The sequence below is a fragment of the Geminicoccus flavidas genome, from assembly GCF_009806515.1.
GTDB lineage: Bacteria > Pseudomonadota > Alphaproteobacteria > Geminicoccales > Geminicoccaceae > Geminicoccus > Geminicoccus flavidus.
The window spans coordinates 1-15,423 of record NZ_WUJP01000687.1 but is presented as its reverse complement, the minus strand read 5'-3'; the positions used below and the strand labels follow the sequence as shown (position 1 = coordinate 15,423).

The window sequence follows — 15,423 nt, the reverse complement described above, 5'->3', positions numbered from 1 at the left end:
GTAGGCGACGTTGCGGGTGAGCACGCCCAGCGCACCCTTGCTCGCGGCATAGGCGGCCAGGAAGGACTGGCCGCCATGTCCCGACATCGACTGGATCGAGACGATCGTCCCGGCGATCCGCTCGCGGCGCATCAGGCGTGCCGCCTCCTGCATCAGGAAGAAAGGTGCCCGGACGTTAACCGCGAACATCCGGTCGAACAGCTCGGGCTCCGTGTCGAGGATGGTGCCCCGGTCGGTGAGTGCCGCGGCGTTCACCAGCGCGTGGAGCCGGCCGAACGCCTGGTCGGCCGTGGCGACCAGCGAGCGGACCACCTCCAGCTGGCCGAGATCGCCCGCGACGAACCGGGTCGGGCAGCCGGCCGCCGCCAGGTCCCGGGCCACTGCCTCTCCCCGCTCCCGGTTGCGACCCGAAAGTACCAGGCCGGCCGCCCCGCGCGCGGCAAAGCTGCGGGCGATGCACTCGCCCAGGCCCTGGGTGGCACCGGTGATGACGGCGATCCGTCCCAAAAACGTCTGCTCCATGATCGTCTGGCTCCCTGATCACTGCCGGCCGGTCATGTCCGAGGTCACCCCGCCAAGGGGAGTGTGCGGCCCCTGCCGGTCCGGCTTCGCGGCTACGCGAAGGACGCTGGGCTTGTCCAGCCCGACAGCCGACAGGCGACTGGATGATTTCAACGGGATGGCGCAAGTATCATTGTCGTTTCTAGCGAACACAGGTGATGAAGCAGAGCTTATTCTGGCACCGGTAAACAAATCGTTCATCTTGTCCTGGCTTTCTGATGCCGGGCAGCTGGTCGTCCTCCAGCCAATGAGAGCATGGATCGTGTCATTGCTGCAAAAGGGGCACGTTGGTGCTCTTTCGCGGCGGATGGGGTTGCTAATCTGATTAGGTCGTATCATTCTGATGGCGTACATCTTAATCGGAGTTCATCAGGTGGTTGGTGTGGAAGTTGGTGACTCGATAACGAGTGCGTCCGGCCCGCTCCGTTCTGCAGGTCAGCTGAAGGAACCGGCCGGGTCGGCGCGATTCCGGGTCGTGCACACCAGCGGCGAGACGATCGTCGGCAGCGAGGCGGAGGCAAAGGCCCTCATGGCCAAGCTGCCGGGTGCGCGGGTGTTCCGGCAGGAATCCGTTCACCACTGAAGCCCGGGCCGCTTCGGCCCAGCATGGGCATCGGCACCGGGCTAAGCCGGCCGCGCAACGCTGCGACTGAGGGTTCCACCACTGATGCCTGTCACTTCCCGACAGGCGGCAGCCGGCAGCGCGCCCACTGCCGGGCAACCGGCAGGTCCAGGCGCCCGGCAGAGGCTCGGCTGAACAGGCCCCAGAACCGGTCGATCGGGAGCGCTCCATCGAGCCGTCGCTGGACCAGCATGTCCGGCACTCCGGTCCGGCCGAAACGCCGTCGTCGACTTGCCAAGGCGAGATGAGCGTCGCCTTGGCGGCCGTTCACCTGTCCATCAGCGACGTATGCCGTATCCCTGTGACCGGGGAGGAACCCACCAGAGCCGCCTCGGCGGCAGCGCGTTGGACCTGTCCTGTCGGCCTCCACATCGGGCAGGAGGCGTGAAGCGCGGTCAGGCGGCGATACCGTCCTTAAGGAGACTGCCGCGAAACTTTGGCTTTTGACCGGGCTGTTGTGCCTCGATCCTGCTGATCAGGACAGGAAGCGGCCGATGGTGCGCAAGGCGGTGGGTCAGGTGAGCCTGGTGGAAGCCCTGCTGCTGCCGGCTTTTGGCAGCAACCGGCGCCTGGAGCGGAACAAGGCGCTGGTCGACTGGACGCCGATCGAGGCACTCCTGGAGCCGATGCGCTGGGCAACGACTGGCCGACCTTCCGGTGGTTCTGCGGCCTCGGGTTGGAGGATGGGGTGCCGGACGCGACGAACTTGTCGCACTTCCGGATCGACTTGGGCGAGGCTGGCCTGGCTAAGCCATGTCCGGTGGGCTGAACCAGCGAGGCGCCTGCTGACGCCGGCTGGTGGAGGCGGACGTGAAGCGGCCGCCTATGCGGGAAGGTGAGGTATCGGAGCGGGACTTTGCCGCCGGCTTCACCCGCAGAGGGCAGCGGAGCTTCTTCGGCTATGAGGTCCATCTGGCGGTGGATCAGGGCAGCGACCTGATCCGCAGGCCGATCCTCACCAGTGCCGCATTGGCGAGAGCATCGCTGGGGATGCCCATCTGCAACGACGAGGCAGCCTTGCTGGCGGACAAGGCCTACGAGTCCATGAGTGGATTGCACCTGTTTGAACCGGACAGGGTCGCTAGCCGAAGGCATAGGCATACGCCTATGGATAAGACGATAGCTTCCGATCCGAACGGACCTCCACCCGCGTCGAGGTGATCTCGTCGGTGCAGCGCCGGCGCCGGTTCTCAATCGGCGAGAAGATGCGGCTGGTCGAGGAGAGCATGCAGTCGGGCGTGAGCGTGTCGCTGGTCGCCCGCCAAGCCGGCCTCTCACTCAGCCTGCTGTTCAAGTGGCGGCGGCGCATGCTGGAGGGTGGCTTTGAGGCTGTGCAGGCTGATGAGGAGGTGGTCGGCCAGACCCAGGTACGGGATCTCAAGAAGCGGGTCCGTGAACTGGAGCGCCTGCTGGGACGCAAGACCCTGGAGGTGGAGACCCGCAAAGAGGCCCTTGAGGTGGCACGGGCAAAAAACCGATCTCGCTGCTGCCGTCGTGGAGCGATCGCAGGGACGGTTCGCGATGACGACCATCGCCGGCACGCTGGATGTCGTCGCTCCAGCTCGGTCGAACGCCTGGCACGCACGTCCAAGCCGTGCGGGCGCTACCACAAGGACGGATACAGCCGGCTCCGGTCACTGCTCCGTCGGTTGGTCGATGAGCGCCCGTCCTATGGCTACCGCCGCATCACTGCGCTCCTGAACCGTCGGCCCCAGGGGCAGGACCTGCCAAAGGTCAACACCAGGCGCGTGCTGCGCATCCTGCAGAACCATGACCTCACCCTGCAGCGGCACACGGCCGCCAAGCTGGCCGGACCCATCACGGCGTGGTGGCATTGACCTCCAGCATCCGCCCTCGGCGGTCTGCTGACCGCCGCCCCTGCGGGAATCGGATCATCCGGCTCCTGCCGGATGATGCTCCGACCATTTCGAGTTCACCTGTCGTAATGGCGAGATCGTCCGCATCCTGTTCGCGATCGACGCCTGCGACCGGAAGGTCATCGCCCCGCGGCCGTCTCCTGACGGTCGTCCCGGTGGGATTGGATCGGTCGCCTCCTGCGATCGATGGTCGGCCACCGCGGCCGGCATCTCCGGCGAGCCTCCAGCGTCTCCTGACGCTGGCTCCTCTGGAGATGGAGCATCCGCTTGCTGCGGATGCTGGTCCAGGACCTCATGCTCGCCTGCGTCGGCCAGCGCTTTGGCAGCCTGAAGACGCCCCATCCGGTGGAATGGCTGTCCGATAATCGATCGGCAGGAGCCGATCGATCCACTTCCTGAAAGAACGACGGTCAGCAGACCGTCGCGGGGCAGCGCCTACATCGCCAAGGACACCCGGAACACGGCCACCGCCCTCGGTCTGCGCCTGCGCTTCACCCCAGTCCGATCCGCACAAAGCCCTGTCAGCTCTGCTGACATCACTCCGTGGGATCGGCCAAGGCCGATGGGATCGTCGAGGCCTTCGTGAAAACCTTCCGGCGCGACTACCTGCGGCTCTCGATCCTGCCAGATCCCGACACCGTCCTACGTCTGCTGCCTGCCTGGTTCGACGACTACAACACCATCCACCCGCACTCGGCGCTGCGCTTTCCATCGCCCGCCGGGGTCCGCAAACTTAGTGCCTAGCCCGACCCAGACCCTGTCCAGCGGAATGGGAGTGCACTCCAATGAGCAGGCGGCAGGCCCGGGCCGAGATCGATATTATCGATCGGATCATGCACCGCCGGCAGGCGGGCAAGCGCCAGCCCAGCTGGCACGAGTGGATGAACGTCGCGATCACGCCCTTGCGCCGTCAGATCGAGAATCTCTTCGGCTCCATGAAGCGGCGCTACCTGTACCGGCGGGTGCGCTATCGTGGTCTCGTCCGCAACCGCTGCCAGCTCTGGTTGCTCTGCATGACCATGAACCTGCGGCGAGCCGCTCAGATCACCAGCTTATCGCCATCAAGGGATCAAGATCGGCTGACCTGGCTTCGGCCGACACAAGAACCGGATAGCCGGCATGTACGCAGGTACCCGCTGATCCGCCACGTCGTGCTACCAAGGCTACATGGTCGGGCTTCCGCGGCAGTCTCTCAAGCGCATGTTTCATACGGACTGAATCGATCTGGACGGGACATGTTCAAGCCATTGAGCCTGAAGTGATCCGTTCATCGATCAGGTGGTCCTACCGGATCTCGAATCGCTGTTGATCGCGTGGCCACTCAAGAGCTCGTTCAAGGCGGGGCTGTGGCTAAAGGCTGTATCTCTCGGTCTCCTGTTTGTGCTGGGCCGCCTGATGGTGAACCGCGAGCAAGTGAGGCGACGAGGAGTGATCCTGGCCAGCCGAAGGGGCCTGAGGTACCTGCGCTAGACAACCGCATGTCCGCGGTAGCAGCGCTCTAGATGGTGTGCAGCGGGCACGCCCTCGCCGGCTTCCTGTCCACCGGTCCTGCGGATGATGGCGGGTCCGGCCCCGCCTGTGCGGTTCGTAGGCACGGTGTTCCGGCGGTTCCGCCGCAAGGTGCGCCGAGGCCATGTGGCGCCTGATCTTCACCAGCATGCCGCCGGCGTCAAACGGGGGCTTGAATGCAGGCCCATGGCCGTTCCTGGTGGTCTGAGCAGCAAGCTGCATCGTTCGGTACGGCAGCCTCGGACTGGCCGGCTCGATCATCCTGACCGGTGGCAGCCCCCGGTGATGCTCCGCAAGCGCGATCGCCGGTCGCCGGGTGGAAGGTCGAAGCGGTCCTTGCCGATGCTGCCGCAGCCTGAACCGGCCGGCTTGCGCCTCGGCGGCGTCCGGATGCCCGCTCAGCCGATCCGGCGGCGGCGGATCAGGACATAGAGGGCACCGGCGCCGCCATGATGGGTCTTGGCCTGGGTGTAGGCCAGGACCTTGTCGCGCATCGGGATCTCGTCCAGCCAGCGCGGGGTCATGGTGCGCAGGATGCCGACATCGCCGCTGCCGCGCCCGGTGATCACCAGCACGCAGCGCGAGCCTACCCGCCAGGCATGGTCGATGAAGGCCGCGAGGCGGTCATAGGCGGCGATCTGGGTCAGGCCGTGCAGGTCCAGGCGCGCTTCCACGATCATCTCGCCACGATGGAGGCGCTGCCAGGTGCGGCGATCCAGGTCGACCGGGCCGCTGCGGTCGGCCCGCCGCGTGTCCGGGCGGTCGACGGCAGGCCGTGCCGGCGGCATCGAGCGCGGCCGGAACGGCTGGGCCGGGGGCAGGCTCGTGTTCTCGACGGCATCCGCCAGCTGCTTCTTGGCCCTCCCGGCCCTGGCCCTCGTGGAGGCCGGCCCAGCCGGCACCGCCACGGCAGGGGCAGGAGCAGGGGCGGCAGGCGGGACCACCGGCTGCGCGGTCTCCGCCGCGTCGCGGGGCAGGGGAGCCACGTCCTTGACGTAGTTGCGCCAGAGCGCCGCCTCTTCGGCGGAGGGAAGGCGGGGCCGGCGCATCTGTTCAGGACTCAGCCGGCCTGGAAATCGTCGACGAGCAGCACCGCCAGCCGCCGCGGCCCGTGCGCGCCAAGCTCCAGCCTCTGGGCGATGTCGCCGGTCCGGGACGGGCCGGTGATGAAGTTGACCGAGCGCGGCGGGCTGCCCAGCTCCCGGCGCAGCTCCCGCCAAGCCTGCTCATAGGCGCCGAACACGCGGGCAGTCGGCAGCACCACCAGGCTGTTCTCCGGCAGGAAGGCCAGGAGGGTCGGGCGCTCTGCCGCGGAGCACAACATCAGCGTGCCGGTCTCGGCCACCCCGGCAAAGGCCAGGGTGAGGCCCGCTTGGTCGTGCTCGTCGGCATCGCCGAACCGCACGCGCAGGAGCGGCTGGCTGGCGAACCCGGCACCCTGCAGCACCGGGTCCGGCGCCACCACCAGCTTCTGCGGCAGGTTGTGCCGGCGCAGGAAGGCGCTGGCGGCGGCGGGCACGTCTGCCAGACGCGACACACGATCGACCTCGGCCTGGACATTGCGCGCCATGGTGGTGAACAGCTCGATCCGGCCCGCCAGGTCGAGCTGGCCGCGCGCCGGGATCAGGTTCGGGGCCGGGTGGAACACCCGCTGCTCGACCGTGGCGATCGCCACCGCCTCGTCCTCGGGCGAGCGGCGGTACACGTCGCGCAGCCGGCCGAGGATCGCCGCGCGGCGGCGCTCGTTGTCGCTCATGAGCGGCTCCTCTGCCGCTGCCGCCACTGCTGCATGAAGGTCTTGCCCTCCGGTGCCGGCAGGTCGCGGCTGACCGTCCAGCCCTTGGCCAGCGGCAGGCTGGCGAACCGGCCGCGCTTCCTGCCCAGCCGGCCGAGCACGCCCATCGCCACCCGAGTGGCCAGCCGGTAGAGGGCCGGCCGCCTGGCGAGGAAGCCCCAGGTGCCCAGGCCCTGGCGTACCGTGGATGGCACCAGCTGGCGCTTGAACTGCTCCTCGCGCCAGTGGCGCATCAGGTTGGGCAGCGGGATGCGGACCGGGCAGACCTCCTCGCAGCGGCCGCAGAAGGTCGACGCGTTCGGCAGGGTGTGGGCGCTCTCGATGCCGACGAATTGCGGGGTCAGGACAGAGCCCATCGGCCCGACATAGACCCAGCCATAGGCGTGGCCGCCGGCAGCCAGATAGACCGGGCAGTTGTTCATGCACGCCCCGCAGCGGATGCAGCGCAGCATGTCCTGGAACTTCGAGCCGATCATGCCGGTGCGGCCATTGTCCAGCAGTACCACGTGGAACTGCTCCGGCCCGTCCAGGTCGCCCTTGCGCTTTGGCCCGGTCATCACCGTGGTATAGGCCGAGAACTCCTGACCGGTCGCCGAGCGGGCCAGCACGCGCAGGAGGGTGAAGGCGTCCTCCATGGACGGGATCACCTTCTCCAGGCTGGCGATCACCACATGGACCTTGGGCAGCCCCTGGGTCAGCTCGGCATTGCCCTCGTTGGTGACCGTGATCGCCGAGCCGGTCTCCGCGATCAGGAAATTGGCCCCCGTGATGCCCACGTCCGCCGCCAGGTATTTCTGGCGCAGTACCGTCCTGGCCTGGCCCACCAGCTCGGTCGGATCGTCGGTGCGCGGCAGGCCGTGGGTCTGCTCGAACAGGTCCGCCACCTGATCCTTGGTCAGGTGGACGGCCGGGCCCACCAGATGCGAGGGTGGTTCCTTGCGCAGCTGGATGATGTACTCGCCGAGATCGGTCTCGACCGGCGTGATCCCCGCCGCCTCCAGATGGTCGTTGAGGCCGATCTCCTCGGCGATCATCGACTTGGACTTGGTGACCGTCCGAGCACCTGCGCCCTCGCAGATCTCCTGGACGATCCGCCGCGCCTCGGCGGCGTCGCGCGCCCAGTGCACCTGGCCGCCCGCGTCCAAGACCCGGGCCTCGAAGGCCTCCAGGTAAAAGTCCAGGTTGGCGAGCGCATGGTTCTTGATGTCGCGCGCCTGGTCGCGCAGCTGCTCGAACTCCGGCAGGCGCTCGGCCGCCAGGATGCGGCCGCGCTGCCAGCCGGTCTTGATGCCGCCAAGGGCGGCCTGCAGGTTCGGATCGGCGAGGGCCGACGATGCCTTGGACTGGAAGGCGAGGCTGGTGGGCTGCATGGCGCTAGCTTCTCCTTCAGGCGTCCGCCGGCCGGCCGATCGGCGGCGCGTCCAGCTCGCCGGCCAGGACCTCGGCGACATGCCGCACCTCGACGGCACTGCCACGCCTGGCCAGCCGCCCGGCCATGTTCATCAGGCAGCCGAGATCGCCAGCGAGCAGGAGGTCTGCCCCGGTGCCCTCGATGTCGGCTGCCTTGTTGTTGACCATCTTGGTCGAGACCTGCGGGTATTTCACGCAGAACGTCCCGCCGAACCCGCAGCAGACCTCGGGCTCCTGCATCTCGGTGACCGCCAGGCCGGCAACGCCCTCCAGCAAGAGGCGCGGCTGGCGCTTGATCTTCAGCTCGCGCAGGCCGGCACAGCTGTCGTGATAGGTGGCATGGCGCTCCAGCTGCGCCGGCACGGCCCGGACCCCCAGCACGTCGACCAGGAAGCTCACCAGCTCATGGCAGCGGCCGGCGAACTCGCGACCGCGCGCGGCGGTGGCCGGGTCGTCCTCGAACAGGTCCGGCACATGGGTACGCAGCATCCCGGCGCAGGAGCCGGACGGTGCCACCACGTAGTCATAGCCCTCGAAGGCGTCGATCAGGCCCCGCACCAGCGCCTCGGTGGTCGCGCGGTCGCCGGAATTGAAGGCAGGCTGGCCGCAGCAGGTCTGCGCTTCGGGCACCTCGACCGTACAGCCAGCATCCTCCAGCAGCTTCACCGCGGCAAAGCCCACCGAGGGCCGGAACAGGTCGACGAGGCAGGTCACGAACAGGCCCACCCGAGGGCCGGGGCGCGGGGATGATTCGGCGGAGTTCATGAAAGCGACCTTAGAGCCTTTTGCGCAGGCGCGGAACGTTGAGGCTGGATGAGGTATAGACACCCACGGCCTTCAGCTGATGGGTGCCGCGGCCTTGGGCAGCAGGATCCACATGCGCCCCTGGCTCTTCATCGGCCCGGCGATCCGCTCGGCCGTGGGGCCTACCCCCAGGAACAGGTCGGCGCGCACCGCACCCTTAATCGCACCGCCCGTGTCCTGGGCCACCGCGAGGGTGCGCAACGGCGCCCCGCCCACCTCGGGCGGCAGGTGCGTGTCCAGCCACATGGGTGCCCCCAGAGGCCAGATCGAGCGGTCCACCGCCAGCGAATGGCCGGCGGTCAGCGGGATGCCCAGCGCACCCGGCGCGCCCTGGTCGTCCGGCAGGTCGGGCAGGGGCCGGAAGAACACATAGGACGGGTTGCGCCACATCAGCGCCTCTGCCTTGCCCGGATGTGCCTCCAACCAGGCCCGGATCGTCTGCAGCGATACCTCTTCCTTGCTGAGCTCGCCGGATGCCACCAGCTCCCGGCCGATCGCGTGGTACAGCCGGCCGTTCTGGTCGGCATAGCCGACGCGCTGCACTGTGCCATCCGGAAGCCGCACCCGGCCCGAGCCCTGGATCTGCAGGAAGAACTTGCCGATCGGGTCGTCGACCCAGAGCAGCTCCAGCTTCTGGGCGCTGAGCGCACCCTGGTCGATCGCCGCACGGTCGGGATAGAGCACCAGCCTGCCATTCTCGACCCGGCCGGCCACGCGCCGGCCCTGGAGATCCTCGGCAAACTCACCCAGGTCCACGGTCACCAGGTCGGCCGGCCTTGCGTGCAGCGGAACGCGGAAACGCGCCGAGGGCTCTCGGGAGCCTTCGAGCACCGGCTCGTAATAGCCGGTGATCAGCCCTTCGGCCTTGCCGCGGTCGGTGATCGCGAACGGCTGGAACCAGGCCTCGAAGAAGGCCTGCGCCGAGGCGTCGCCTGTCGGCGTGATCCGGGCCTGCCGGCAGGCGTCCTGCCAGGGCGACAGCTTGCCGGCAAAATCCTTGCCGCCGAACCGGGCGTCAGGATCCGCCTGCTCGATCCGGCCGCAGCCGGCGACGAAGGCGCGCAGCGCCGCGGATGGGCTGGTGCCGGGCCAGCCGGCGAGGTCGTTGAATGCGGCGGGCTCGAGCGCCATGCCGGGTTCGGGCTCGGGCGGCTCGGGAGCGCAGGCGCCGAGCAGCAGGAGAGCACCTGCCAGGATCCGGCGGGCCGGGGTCTGCAGCCAGGACGGCACGGTCATTCCGGGGTCGCGGTCTCGGCGAGCAGCCAGTTGGGGTCGGGGGAGCGGACCGGGCGCTCGAACGTCCAGAGGTCGACCACCTCCTCCGGCCGCGCCGGGTCGCCGGCGATCGGGCGGCCGGCCGCGTCGCGGGTCACGTTGATCTGCCGGCTGACGAACCGCAGCGTCACCCGGGCGATGCCGTTGCGCACCGAGGCATCCACCAGCTCGCTGGCCGGCTCGGCCATGATCTCCGTTTCCAGCCGCTCGCCCGCAGCGTCGCGCTGGTCGATCGCGGCCTTGAAGTTGCGGAACACCTGGTCCGACAGGAGCGGGCGCAGGGTCGCCAGGTCGCCGCGCGCGAATGCGTCGACGATCATGCCGAAGGCGCTCTTGGCACCGGTCATGAACCCGGCCAGGTCGAAGCCCGGGTCGGCCGCGCGCAGGGCGGCGAGGCCGGTGCCGTCGGCCACCGCCTCGACCGGGGGCATGTCCGCCGCGCGGCCGCGCCGGTCGGGCAGCGGCACGACGTTGTCACCCACACTGTCACCCTGGCCGGCCTTCTCCGCCGCGCGCGCCCGCGCCTCCTGCTCGCGCTCCAGGGGATGCCGCTCGAGACCGGTCCGACGACCCAGCACGCTGCGCAGCCGGTAGGCGATGAACGCCGCCACCATCGCGAAGAAGAGGATGTCGATGTAGGCGAAACCGTCGGACATGATACCTGTTCGTTGAACGTGGCGGGGGATGCAGCGCCCGCCAGACCGTTCCAATGGGCGCACCGGTCCGCCTGAACCGATGGGCGCCGCGATGGATCGGCCATCGTAGGCGAACCGCCGTGGATGGACCCGGCTCACTCCATCATATATGTCGCCATCGCCGAAGACAAAGCGCCAGCCTTGCCGATCCGACTACTCCGCTTCCTGCCGCTCGCCTGGTTCATCCTCGAGGTCGTCGTCCTGATCGAGGTCGGCCAGGAGATCGGCGCGCTCGCCTCTGTGGGCCTGCTGCTGCTGGCAGCCGTCCTGGGCGGCCTCCTGATCCGTCATGCGGGGCTGAGCGTGCTGGCCTCGATGGTGGGGCCGGATCCCGGCGGGCGCACCACGCTGGAGCGGATGCAGGCTGCCGGGTGGAAGGTGGCGGCAGGCTTCCTCCTGATCCTGCCGGGCTTCGCCAGCGACGTGGTGGCCCTGCTCCTGTGCCTGCCGCCCGTGCGAAAGCTGCTGTCGCGCCTCCTGCCGCAGCCGCGCGTGGCGCGCAGGAGCGTGATCGAGGGCGAGTTCCACGAGGTGGAGCCGGTGCCGGACGGCACGCTGGCGCCGCCACCCGAGGACGGCCCGCATCCAGCCGGTCCGGACGATCGCCCGCGCAATCCCTGGACCGGGCCCCGGCCCGGGCCGGGCGGCTGAGCCCGCCGGCGATGCTGCTGATCCGCCACGCCCAGTCCGAATGGAATCTCCGCTTCGGCCGCACCCGGATCGATGCCGGGCCGGCCGATCCGGTGCTCACTCCGGCCGGGCGGGAGCAGGCCGGTTCGGCCGCCGCCCTGCTCGCCGAACTGCCGATCCGGACGATCGTCGCCAGCCCCTATCGCCGCTGCCTGGAAACCGCCGTCCTGATCGCGGAGCGGACAGGTGCCCCGGTACGGGTCGATGCCCTGGTGCGCGAGCGTTGTGCCTTTTCCTGCGACCGCGGCTCGCCGCCCGCGCTGCTCGCCCGCCTCTGGCCGGAACTCGCCTTCGGCCATCTGGAGGAATCCTGGTGGGGCCGGGCGATCGAGAGCCAGCCGAGCATCCGGCGCCGCGCGGCCGCGTTCCGCGATCAGGCCCGTACCTGGCCCGACCAGGAGCGGACCCTGGTCGTAACCCACTGGGGCTTCCTGCGGGCGCTCACCGGACTCGAGGTCGGGAATGGCACGATGGTGAGCTATGATCCGGTGAGCGGTGCCGCGCGCAAGGAAGCTGTCGTACCGGCCTGAGCGCTCCCGGCAGGCGGCAATCAGGCGTCGCCCCTGCCGGCACCACCTGCTAGGAAGCGCCGCGACGGCGCCGGGACCCGTTTCCCGGCGTGAGCACCGAGCCATAGCCACGGGACCATCCCGGATGGAGCCGATCTGATGAGTGACGAGACCCCCACCAACGGCCAGGCCGGGCAGGCCCAGCAGCAGCAGGCACCGCGCCTGTCCATCGTCCTGCAGTACATCAAGGACATCTCGTTCGAGAACCCCAAGGCGCCGGCCGGGCTCCAGAGCAATGTCCGGCCCGAGATCCAGATCAAGGTCGACACCCGCGCCACCCAGGTCAGCAACGAGGGCCATTACGAGGTCGTGATCGACCTGGAGGTCGAGGCCAAGGCGTCCGGTGACACGATCTTCCTGCTGGAGCTGGACTATGCCGGCGTGTTCCAGATCGCGAACATCCCGCCGGACAGCCTGCAGCCGCTGCTCATGATCGAGTGCCCGCGCCTCCTGTTCCCGTTCGCGCGGCGGATCGTGGCCGACATGACCCGCGACGGCGGCTTCCCGCCGCTCATGATCGACCCGATCGACTTCGTGACCCTCTACCGCCAGCGGCTGGCGGCGGCGAGCCAGGCGCAGGCGGACGACGCCACCGCCTGAACCATAAGACGGCCCGGTGGATCCTGGCCGGTCAGCCCGAGCCGGTCAGGGGGCGCCAGTTGGGGGCAGGTCCGGGTGCCGGGCCGCCACCAGCTCCAGCGCCTCGTCGACCTCGGCGGCAACGGCCGCGAGCGCCAGGGCGGAGGGCTCGGCAAAGCCTTCCTCGACCACGTGGCGGGCGAGCTCTAGCCAGGGCGTCCAGAACCGGCCGGTCCGGTCGAGCAGCACGATCGGCTTGCGGTGCTCGTCGAGCTGCTTGAGTGTCATGACGTCCAGCAACTCGTCGATCGTGCCGAAGCCGCCGGGCAGGACTAGGTAGCCGTCCGCCCCGTCGATCAGCAACCGCTTGCGCTCGAACATGGTGTCGACCACGTCCAGCCGCTGCAGGCCGGGCATCGCGACCTCGCGGCCGATCAGGTGCTTGGTGGTGACGCCATGGACCTCGCCGCCGCCCTCCAGCACCGCCTGGGCGACGATCCCCATCAGGCCGACATGGCCGCCGCCATAGACGAGCCCCCAGCCGCGCCGGCCGATCGCCTGGCCGAGCGCGACGGCCAGTTCGGCATGGGCCGAGTCGCGGCCGGGGCGCGAGCCGCAGAACACCGCGACCCGGCGGCGCTCCACCGGCCCGGCCGTGGCGGCGCTCAGGCAGCCGCCTTCGCGTGGCCGCGGGTCGCCGCGTGGAAGTCCTCCAGGAGCTGGCGGGTAAGGGGACCCACCTCGTAGGTCAGCTCGTCGATCGCGCGCACCGGGGTGATCTCGGCGGCCGTGCCGGTCACGAAGATCTCCTGGGCGTTCGGCAGCTCTTCCGGCCGGATGTGCCGCTCGATCACCTCGATGCCGCGCGCCTTGGCCAGCTCGATCACCGTGCGCCTTGTGATGCCGTTCAAAAAGCAGTCGGCGATCGGCGTGTGCAGCTTGCCGTCCATCACCAGGAAGATGTTGGCACCGGTGGTCTCGGCGACATAGCCGCGATAGTCGAGCATCAGCGCGTCGCCGAAGCCCTTGGCTTCGGCGGCGTGCTTGCAGATCGTGCAGATCATGTAGAGCCCGGCGGCCTTGGCATGCACCGGGGCGGTGTTCGGCGCCGGGCGGTCATAGACCGCGCGGGTCAGGCGCAGGTCGGAATAATACGCACCCCACTCCCAGACCGCGATCGCCAGGTGGATCTTGGACGCCTGCGCCGCCACGCCCATCATCTCGCTGCCGCGCCAGGCGATCGGCCGGACATAGCAGTCCGACAGGCCGTTCTTGGCGATCGTGGCATTGGTCGCCTCGTCGATCTGCTCGACCGTCCAGGGGATCTCGAAGCCCAGCACGCGGCCGCTGTCGATCAACCGCTGGCTGTGCTCGCGCAGCTTGAACACCTTGCCGCGATAGGCGCGCTCGCCCTCGAACACCGAGCTGGCATAGTGCAGGCCGTGGGTCAGCACGTGCAGCCTGGCATCGCGCCACGGTACCATCTCGCCGTCGTACCAGATCCAGCCGTCGCGGTCGTGGTAGGGAATCAGCGCTGCCATGGTGGGCGAACCTCGGTGTCATCAGGCGTGGATCGGCGGGCGTCATGCTCCGGCGATCGTCGGGGCGCGCTATCATCGGAGGTCCCGGGATGTCAACGCAACCGGGTACGTGCTACCCGGTTGATGCGGGCTGATTGACGCGGGCAGGCCACCCCAAAAAGACGCAAGGGCAGATGAGCAGCGGCAACCCCCTGTTCCTCCGGGACGAGGATCTGGACGAGGCGATCCTGATGATCGAGCGGGCGCAGCGCATGGTGGCGGCCGACGTGGCCGATCCGCTCGCTGGCCACGGCCTGGGCGCCACCCATGACCTGGTGCTGCGCCTGGTCGCCCGCCGACCGGGCGTGACCATGGCCGAGCTGCGCCGCCAGATAGCCGCCAGCAAGCAGACCCTGTCGCGGGTGCTGGCCGAGCTGGAGGCGCGCGGGCTGGTGGTGCTGGAGCAGCGCGCCGAGGACCGACGCCAGCGCCCGGCGCGGGTGACCGAGGCCGGGCAGGCGGCCCTGGCCGAGCTCGACCAGCAGCGCCGCCGCCGGCTGCGCCGCGCCTTCCGCGTGGCCGGGCCCGAGGCGGTGGGCGGCTTTCGCCGGGTGCTGGCCGTCCTGCTCGATCCGGAGCCGGCCGGACGCAGCGCCGGCCGGGCGCTGGCAGGCTAGGCGGAACCACCGATGAGCGAGGCCGGCGAACGGCATCTGCTGGTGGTGGACGACGACCCCCGCCTGCGCCAGCTCCTCCAGCGCTTCCTGATGGGCGAGGGCTACCGCGTCTCGGTCGCCCAGGATCTCGCCGAGGCACGCCACGCGCTCGAGACGGTGATGTTCGACCTGATCGTGCTGGACGTGATGCTGCCCGACGGCGACGGGGTCGGCTTCACCGCCGAGCTGCGCCGCCACCGCGACCTGCCCGTGCTGCTGCTCACCGCCCGCGGCGAGCCCGACGACCGGATCGCTGGGCTGGAGGCAGGCGCGGAGGACTATCTGGCCAAGCCGTTCGAGCCGCGCGAGCTGGCGCTCCGCATCGCCACCATCCTGCGCCGCAGCCGCCCGCCCGCCGGCGAGCCGCTGCCGATCGGCCATCTGCGCTACGATCCGGTCGCGCGCGAGCTGTTCGACGAGGACGGCCCGGTGCGCCTGACCGAGGGCGAGACCGCGCTGATCGACTTCCTGGTCGCGCGCGCCGACCGCCCGCTCACCCGATTCGAGATCGCGACCGGGGTCGGGCTCGACGGGACCGACCGGGCGGTGGACGTGGCGGTCACCCGCCTGCGCCGCAAGATCGAGCTGGATCCCAAGGCGCCGCGCCATCTCGTGACCGTGCGCGGCGAGGGCTACATGCTCAAGACCGGGGCCGACCGGTGGCCGTGACCGCGGCACCCCGCCAGGCCGGGCGACGGCCCGCCCGCGGGGTCGTGCCGCGCTCTCTGTTCGGCCGCTCGCTGCTGATCGTGCTCCTGCCGCTGATCATCCTGCAGCTCGTGGTCGCCTATGTCTTCTACG

At 69.4% G+C, this 15,423-nt stretch carries 17 protein-coding genes and 3 pseudogenes; 10 read left to right on the top strand and 10 right to left on the bottom strand.

Annotated elements, in window-relative coordinates; translation table 11 throughout:
- Nucleotides 1–522, bottom strand: a 522-nt coding sequence (locus EQG76_RS19625; protein ID WP_159716044.1) for an oxidoreductase, incomplete at its 3' end; no start/stop codon positions are given.
- A 112-nt stretch (nt 523–634) separates the two neighbouring features.
- Here EQG76_RS19625 and EQG76_RS19620 point away from each other — a divergent pair.
- A complete protein-coding gene (locus EQG76_RS19620; protein WP_159716043.1) occupies nt 635–886 on the top strand; it encodes a hypothetical protein in 252 nt (83 codons plus the stop codon).
- Nucleotides 887–1,235: 349 nt separating this feature from the next.
- Here the strand turns inward: EQG76_RS19620 and EQG76_RS19615 are convergent, their stop codons facing one another.
- A complete protein-coding gene (locus EQG76_RS19615) occupies nt 1,236–1,376 on the bottom strand; it encodes a hypothetical protein (protein ID WP_159716042.1) in 141 nt (46 codons plus the stop codon).
- Nucleotides 1,377–1,778: 402 nt separating this feature from the next.
- Between EQG76_RS19615 and EQG76_RS33565 the strand changes: the two genes are divergently transcribed.
- The 4 genes and pseudogenes from EQG76_RS33565 to EQG76_RS19600 all read left to right on the top strand — a co-directional run.
- On the top strand, nt 1,779–1,952 hold the full coding sequence (locus EQG76_RS33565; RefSeq protein WP_407925555.1) for a transposase: 174 nt from the start codon (nt 1,779–1,781) through the stop codon (nt 1,950–1,952).
- Between the two features lie 338 nt (nt 1,953–2,290).
- Nucleotides 2,291–3,435 (top strand): annotated as a pseudogene (locus tag EQG76_RS19605) (transposase); the annotation flags it as partial.
- A gap of 52 nt (nt 3,436–3,487) precedes the next feature.
- Nucleotides 3,488–3,804, top strand: a pseudogene (locus tag EQG76_RS33560) (integrase core domain-containing protein); the annotation flags it as partial.
- A 23-nt stretch (nt 3,805–3,827) separates the two neighbouring features.
- A pseudogene (locus EQG76_RS19600) lies at nt 3,828–4,322 on the top strand (transposase); the annotation flags it as partial.
- Nucleotides 4,323–4,967: 645 nt separating this feature from the next.
- Here EQG76_RS19600 and EQG76_RS19595 read toward each other — a convergent pair.
- From EQG76_RS19595 to EQG76_RS19570, 6 genes are all read right to left on the bottom strand, one after another.
- Nucleotides 4,968–5,618 carry a Smr/MutS family protein gene (locus tag EQG76_RS19595; RefSeq protein ID WP_159716039.1) on the bottom strand — a complete coding sequence of 217 codons (651 nt, stop codon included), beginning with the start codon at nt 5,616–5,618 and terminating at the stop codon, nt 4,968–4,970.
- Between the two features lie 11 nt (nt 5,619–5,629).
- Complete coding sequence (locus EQG76_RS19590; protein WP_159716038.1) at nt 5,630–6,325, bottom strand: LutC/YkgG family protein; 696 nt, start codon at nt 6,323–6,325, stop codon at nt 5,630–5,632.
- Nucleotides 6,322–7,734: a LutB/LldF family L-lactate oxidation iron-sulfur protein gene (locus EQG76_RS19585; RefSeq protein WP_159716037.1), complete on the bottom strand. Its 1,413-nt coding sequence runs from the start codon at nt 7,732–7,734 to the stop codon at nt 6,322–6,324. The genes EQG76_RS19590 and EQG76_RS19585 overlap by 4 nt, the downstream gene beginning before the upstream one ends.
- Before the next feature lie 16 nt (nt 7,735–7,750).
- Complete coding sequence (locus tag EQG76_RS19580) at nt 7,751–8,539, bottom strand: (Fe-S)-binding protein (RefSeq protein WP_159716036.1); 789 nt, start codon at nt 8,537–8,539, stop codon at nt 7,751–7,753.
- A gap of 72 nt (nt 8,540–8,611) precedes the next feature.
- Nucleotides 8,612–9,814, bottom strand: coding sequence for a murein transglycosylase A (gene mltA, locus EQG76_RS19575; protein WP_200840951.1), 1,203 nt, complete (start codon nt 9,812–9,814; stop codon nt 8,612–8,614).
- Entirely contained in the window at nt 9,811–10,509 is a 699-nt protein-coding gene (locus tag EQG76_RS19570) for a Tim44/TimA family putative adaptor protein (RefSeq protein ID WP_159716035.1), read from the bottom strand. The genes mltA and EQG76_RS19570 overlap by 4 nt, the downstream gene beginning before the upstream one ends.
- 180 nt (nt 10,510–10,689) lie before the next feature.
- Between EQG76_RS19570 and EQG76_RS19565 the strand changes: the two genes are divergently transcribed.
- The 3 genes from EQG76_RS19565 (at nt 10,690) to secB (ending at nt 12,407) form a co-directional block, all read left to right on the top strand.
- Nucleotides 10,690–11,199: an FxsA family protein gene (locus EQG76_RS19565; protein WP_159716034.1), complete on the top strand. Its 510-nt coding sequence runs from the start codon at nt 10,690–10,692 to the stop codon at nt 11,197–11,199.
- Between the two features lie 11 nt (nt 11,200–11,210).
- Nucleotides 11,211–11,768, top strand: coding sequence for a histidine phosphatase family protein (locus EQG76_RS19560; protein WP_159716033.1), 558 nt, complete (start codon nt 11,211–11,213; stop codon nt 11,766–11,768).
- 138 nt (nt 11,769–11,906) lie between these two features.
- A complete protein-coding gene (gene secB / locus EQG76_RS19555; protein WP_159716032.1) occupies nt 11,907–12,407 on the top strand; it encodes a protein-export chaperone SecB in 501 nt (166 codons plus the stop codon).
- A 45-nt stretch (nt 12,408–12,452) separates the two neighbouring features.
- On the opposite strand, the gene EQG76_RS19550 is transcribed toward secB, so the two are convergent.
- Both EQG76_RS19550 and EQG76_RS19545 read right to left on the bottom strand, forming a co-directional pair.
- The gene (locus EQG76_RS19550; RefSeq protein WP_159716031.1) at nt 12,453–13,031 is read right to left on the bottom strand and encodes an LOG family protein; all 579 of its coding nucleotides are present in this window, start codon (nt 13,029–13,031) and stop codon (nt 12,453–12,455) included.
- A 20-nt stretch (nt 13,032–13,051) separates the two neighbouring features.
- Complete coding sequence (locus EQG76_RS19545) at nt 13,052–13,927, bottom strand: branched-chain amino acid aminotransferase (RefSeq protein ID WP_159716030.1); 876 nt, start codon at nt 13,925–13,927, stop codon at nt 13,052–13,054.
- A gap of 173 nt (nt 13,928–14,100) precedes the next feature.
- Between EQG76_RS19545 and EQG76_RS19540 the strand changes: the two genes are divergently transcribed.
- Together EQG76_RS19540 and EQG76_RS19535 are read left to right on the top strand one after the other, a co-directional pair.
- On the top strand, nt 14,101–14,583 hold the full coding sequence (locus EQG76_RS19540) for a MarR family winged helix-turn-helix transcriptional regulator (protein WP_159716029.1): 483 nt from the start codon (nt 14,101–14,103) through the stop codon (nt 14,581–14,583).
- Between the two features lie 12 nt (nt 14,584–14,595).
- Complete coding sequence (locus EQG76_RS19535) at nt 14,596–15,291, top strand: response regulator (protein ID WP_159716028.1); 696 nt, start codon at nt 14,596–14,598, stop codon at nt 15,289–15,291.
- Nucleotides 15,292–15,423 lie beyond the last annotated feature (132 nt).

Coding starts and splice junctions, on each gene's coding strand:
- EQG76_RS19615 (WP_159716042.1), bottom strand. CDS start 1,376: ATGCTGGTCCAGCGACGGCTCGATGGAGCGCTCCCGATCGACCGGTTC.
- EQG76_RS19595 (WP_159716039.1), bottom strand. CDS start 5,618: ATGCGCCGGCCCCGCCTTCCCTCCGCCGAAGAGGCGGCGCTCTGGCGC.
- EQG76_RS19590 (WP_159716038.1), bottom strand. CDS start 6,325: ATGAGCGACAACGAGCGCCGCCGCGCGGCGATCCTCGGCCGGCTGCGC.
- EQG76_RS19585 (WP_159716037.1), bottom strand. CDS start 7,734: ATGCAGCCCACCAGCCTCGCCTTCCAGTCCAAGGCATCGTCGGCCCTC.
- EQG76_RS19580 (WP_159716036.1), bottom strand. CDS start 8,539: ATGAACTCCGCCGAATCATCCCCGCGCCCCGGCCCTCGGGTGGGCCTG.
- mltA (WP_200840951.1), bottom strand. CDS start 9,814: ATGACCGTGCCGTCCTGGCTGCAGACCCCGGCCCGCCGGATCCTGGCA.
- EQG76_RS19570 (WP_159716035.1), bottom strand. CDS start 10,509: ATGTCCGACGGTTTCGCCTACATCGACATCCTCTTCTTCGCGATGGTG.
- EQG76_RS19560 (WP_159716033.1), top strand. CDS start 11,211: ATGCTGCTGATCCGCCACGCCCAGTCCGAATGGAATCTCCGCTTCGGC.
- secB (WP_159716032.1), top strand. CDS start 11,907: ATGAGTGACGAGACCCCCACCAACGGCCAGGCCGGGCAGGCCCAGCAG.
- EQG76_RS19545 (WP_159716030.1), bottom strand. CDS start 13,927: ATGGCAGCGCTGATTCCCTACCACGACCGCGACGGCTGGATCTGGTAC.
- EQG76_RS19540 (WP_159716029.1), top strand. CDS start 14,101: ATGAGCAGCGGCAACCCCCTGTTCCTCCGGGACGAGGATCTGGACGAG.
- EQG76_RS19535 (WP_159716028.1), top strand. CDS start 14,596: ATGAGCGAGGCCGGCGAACGGCATCTGCTGGTGGTGGACGACGACCCC.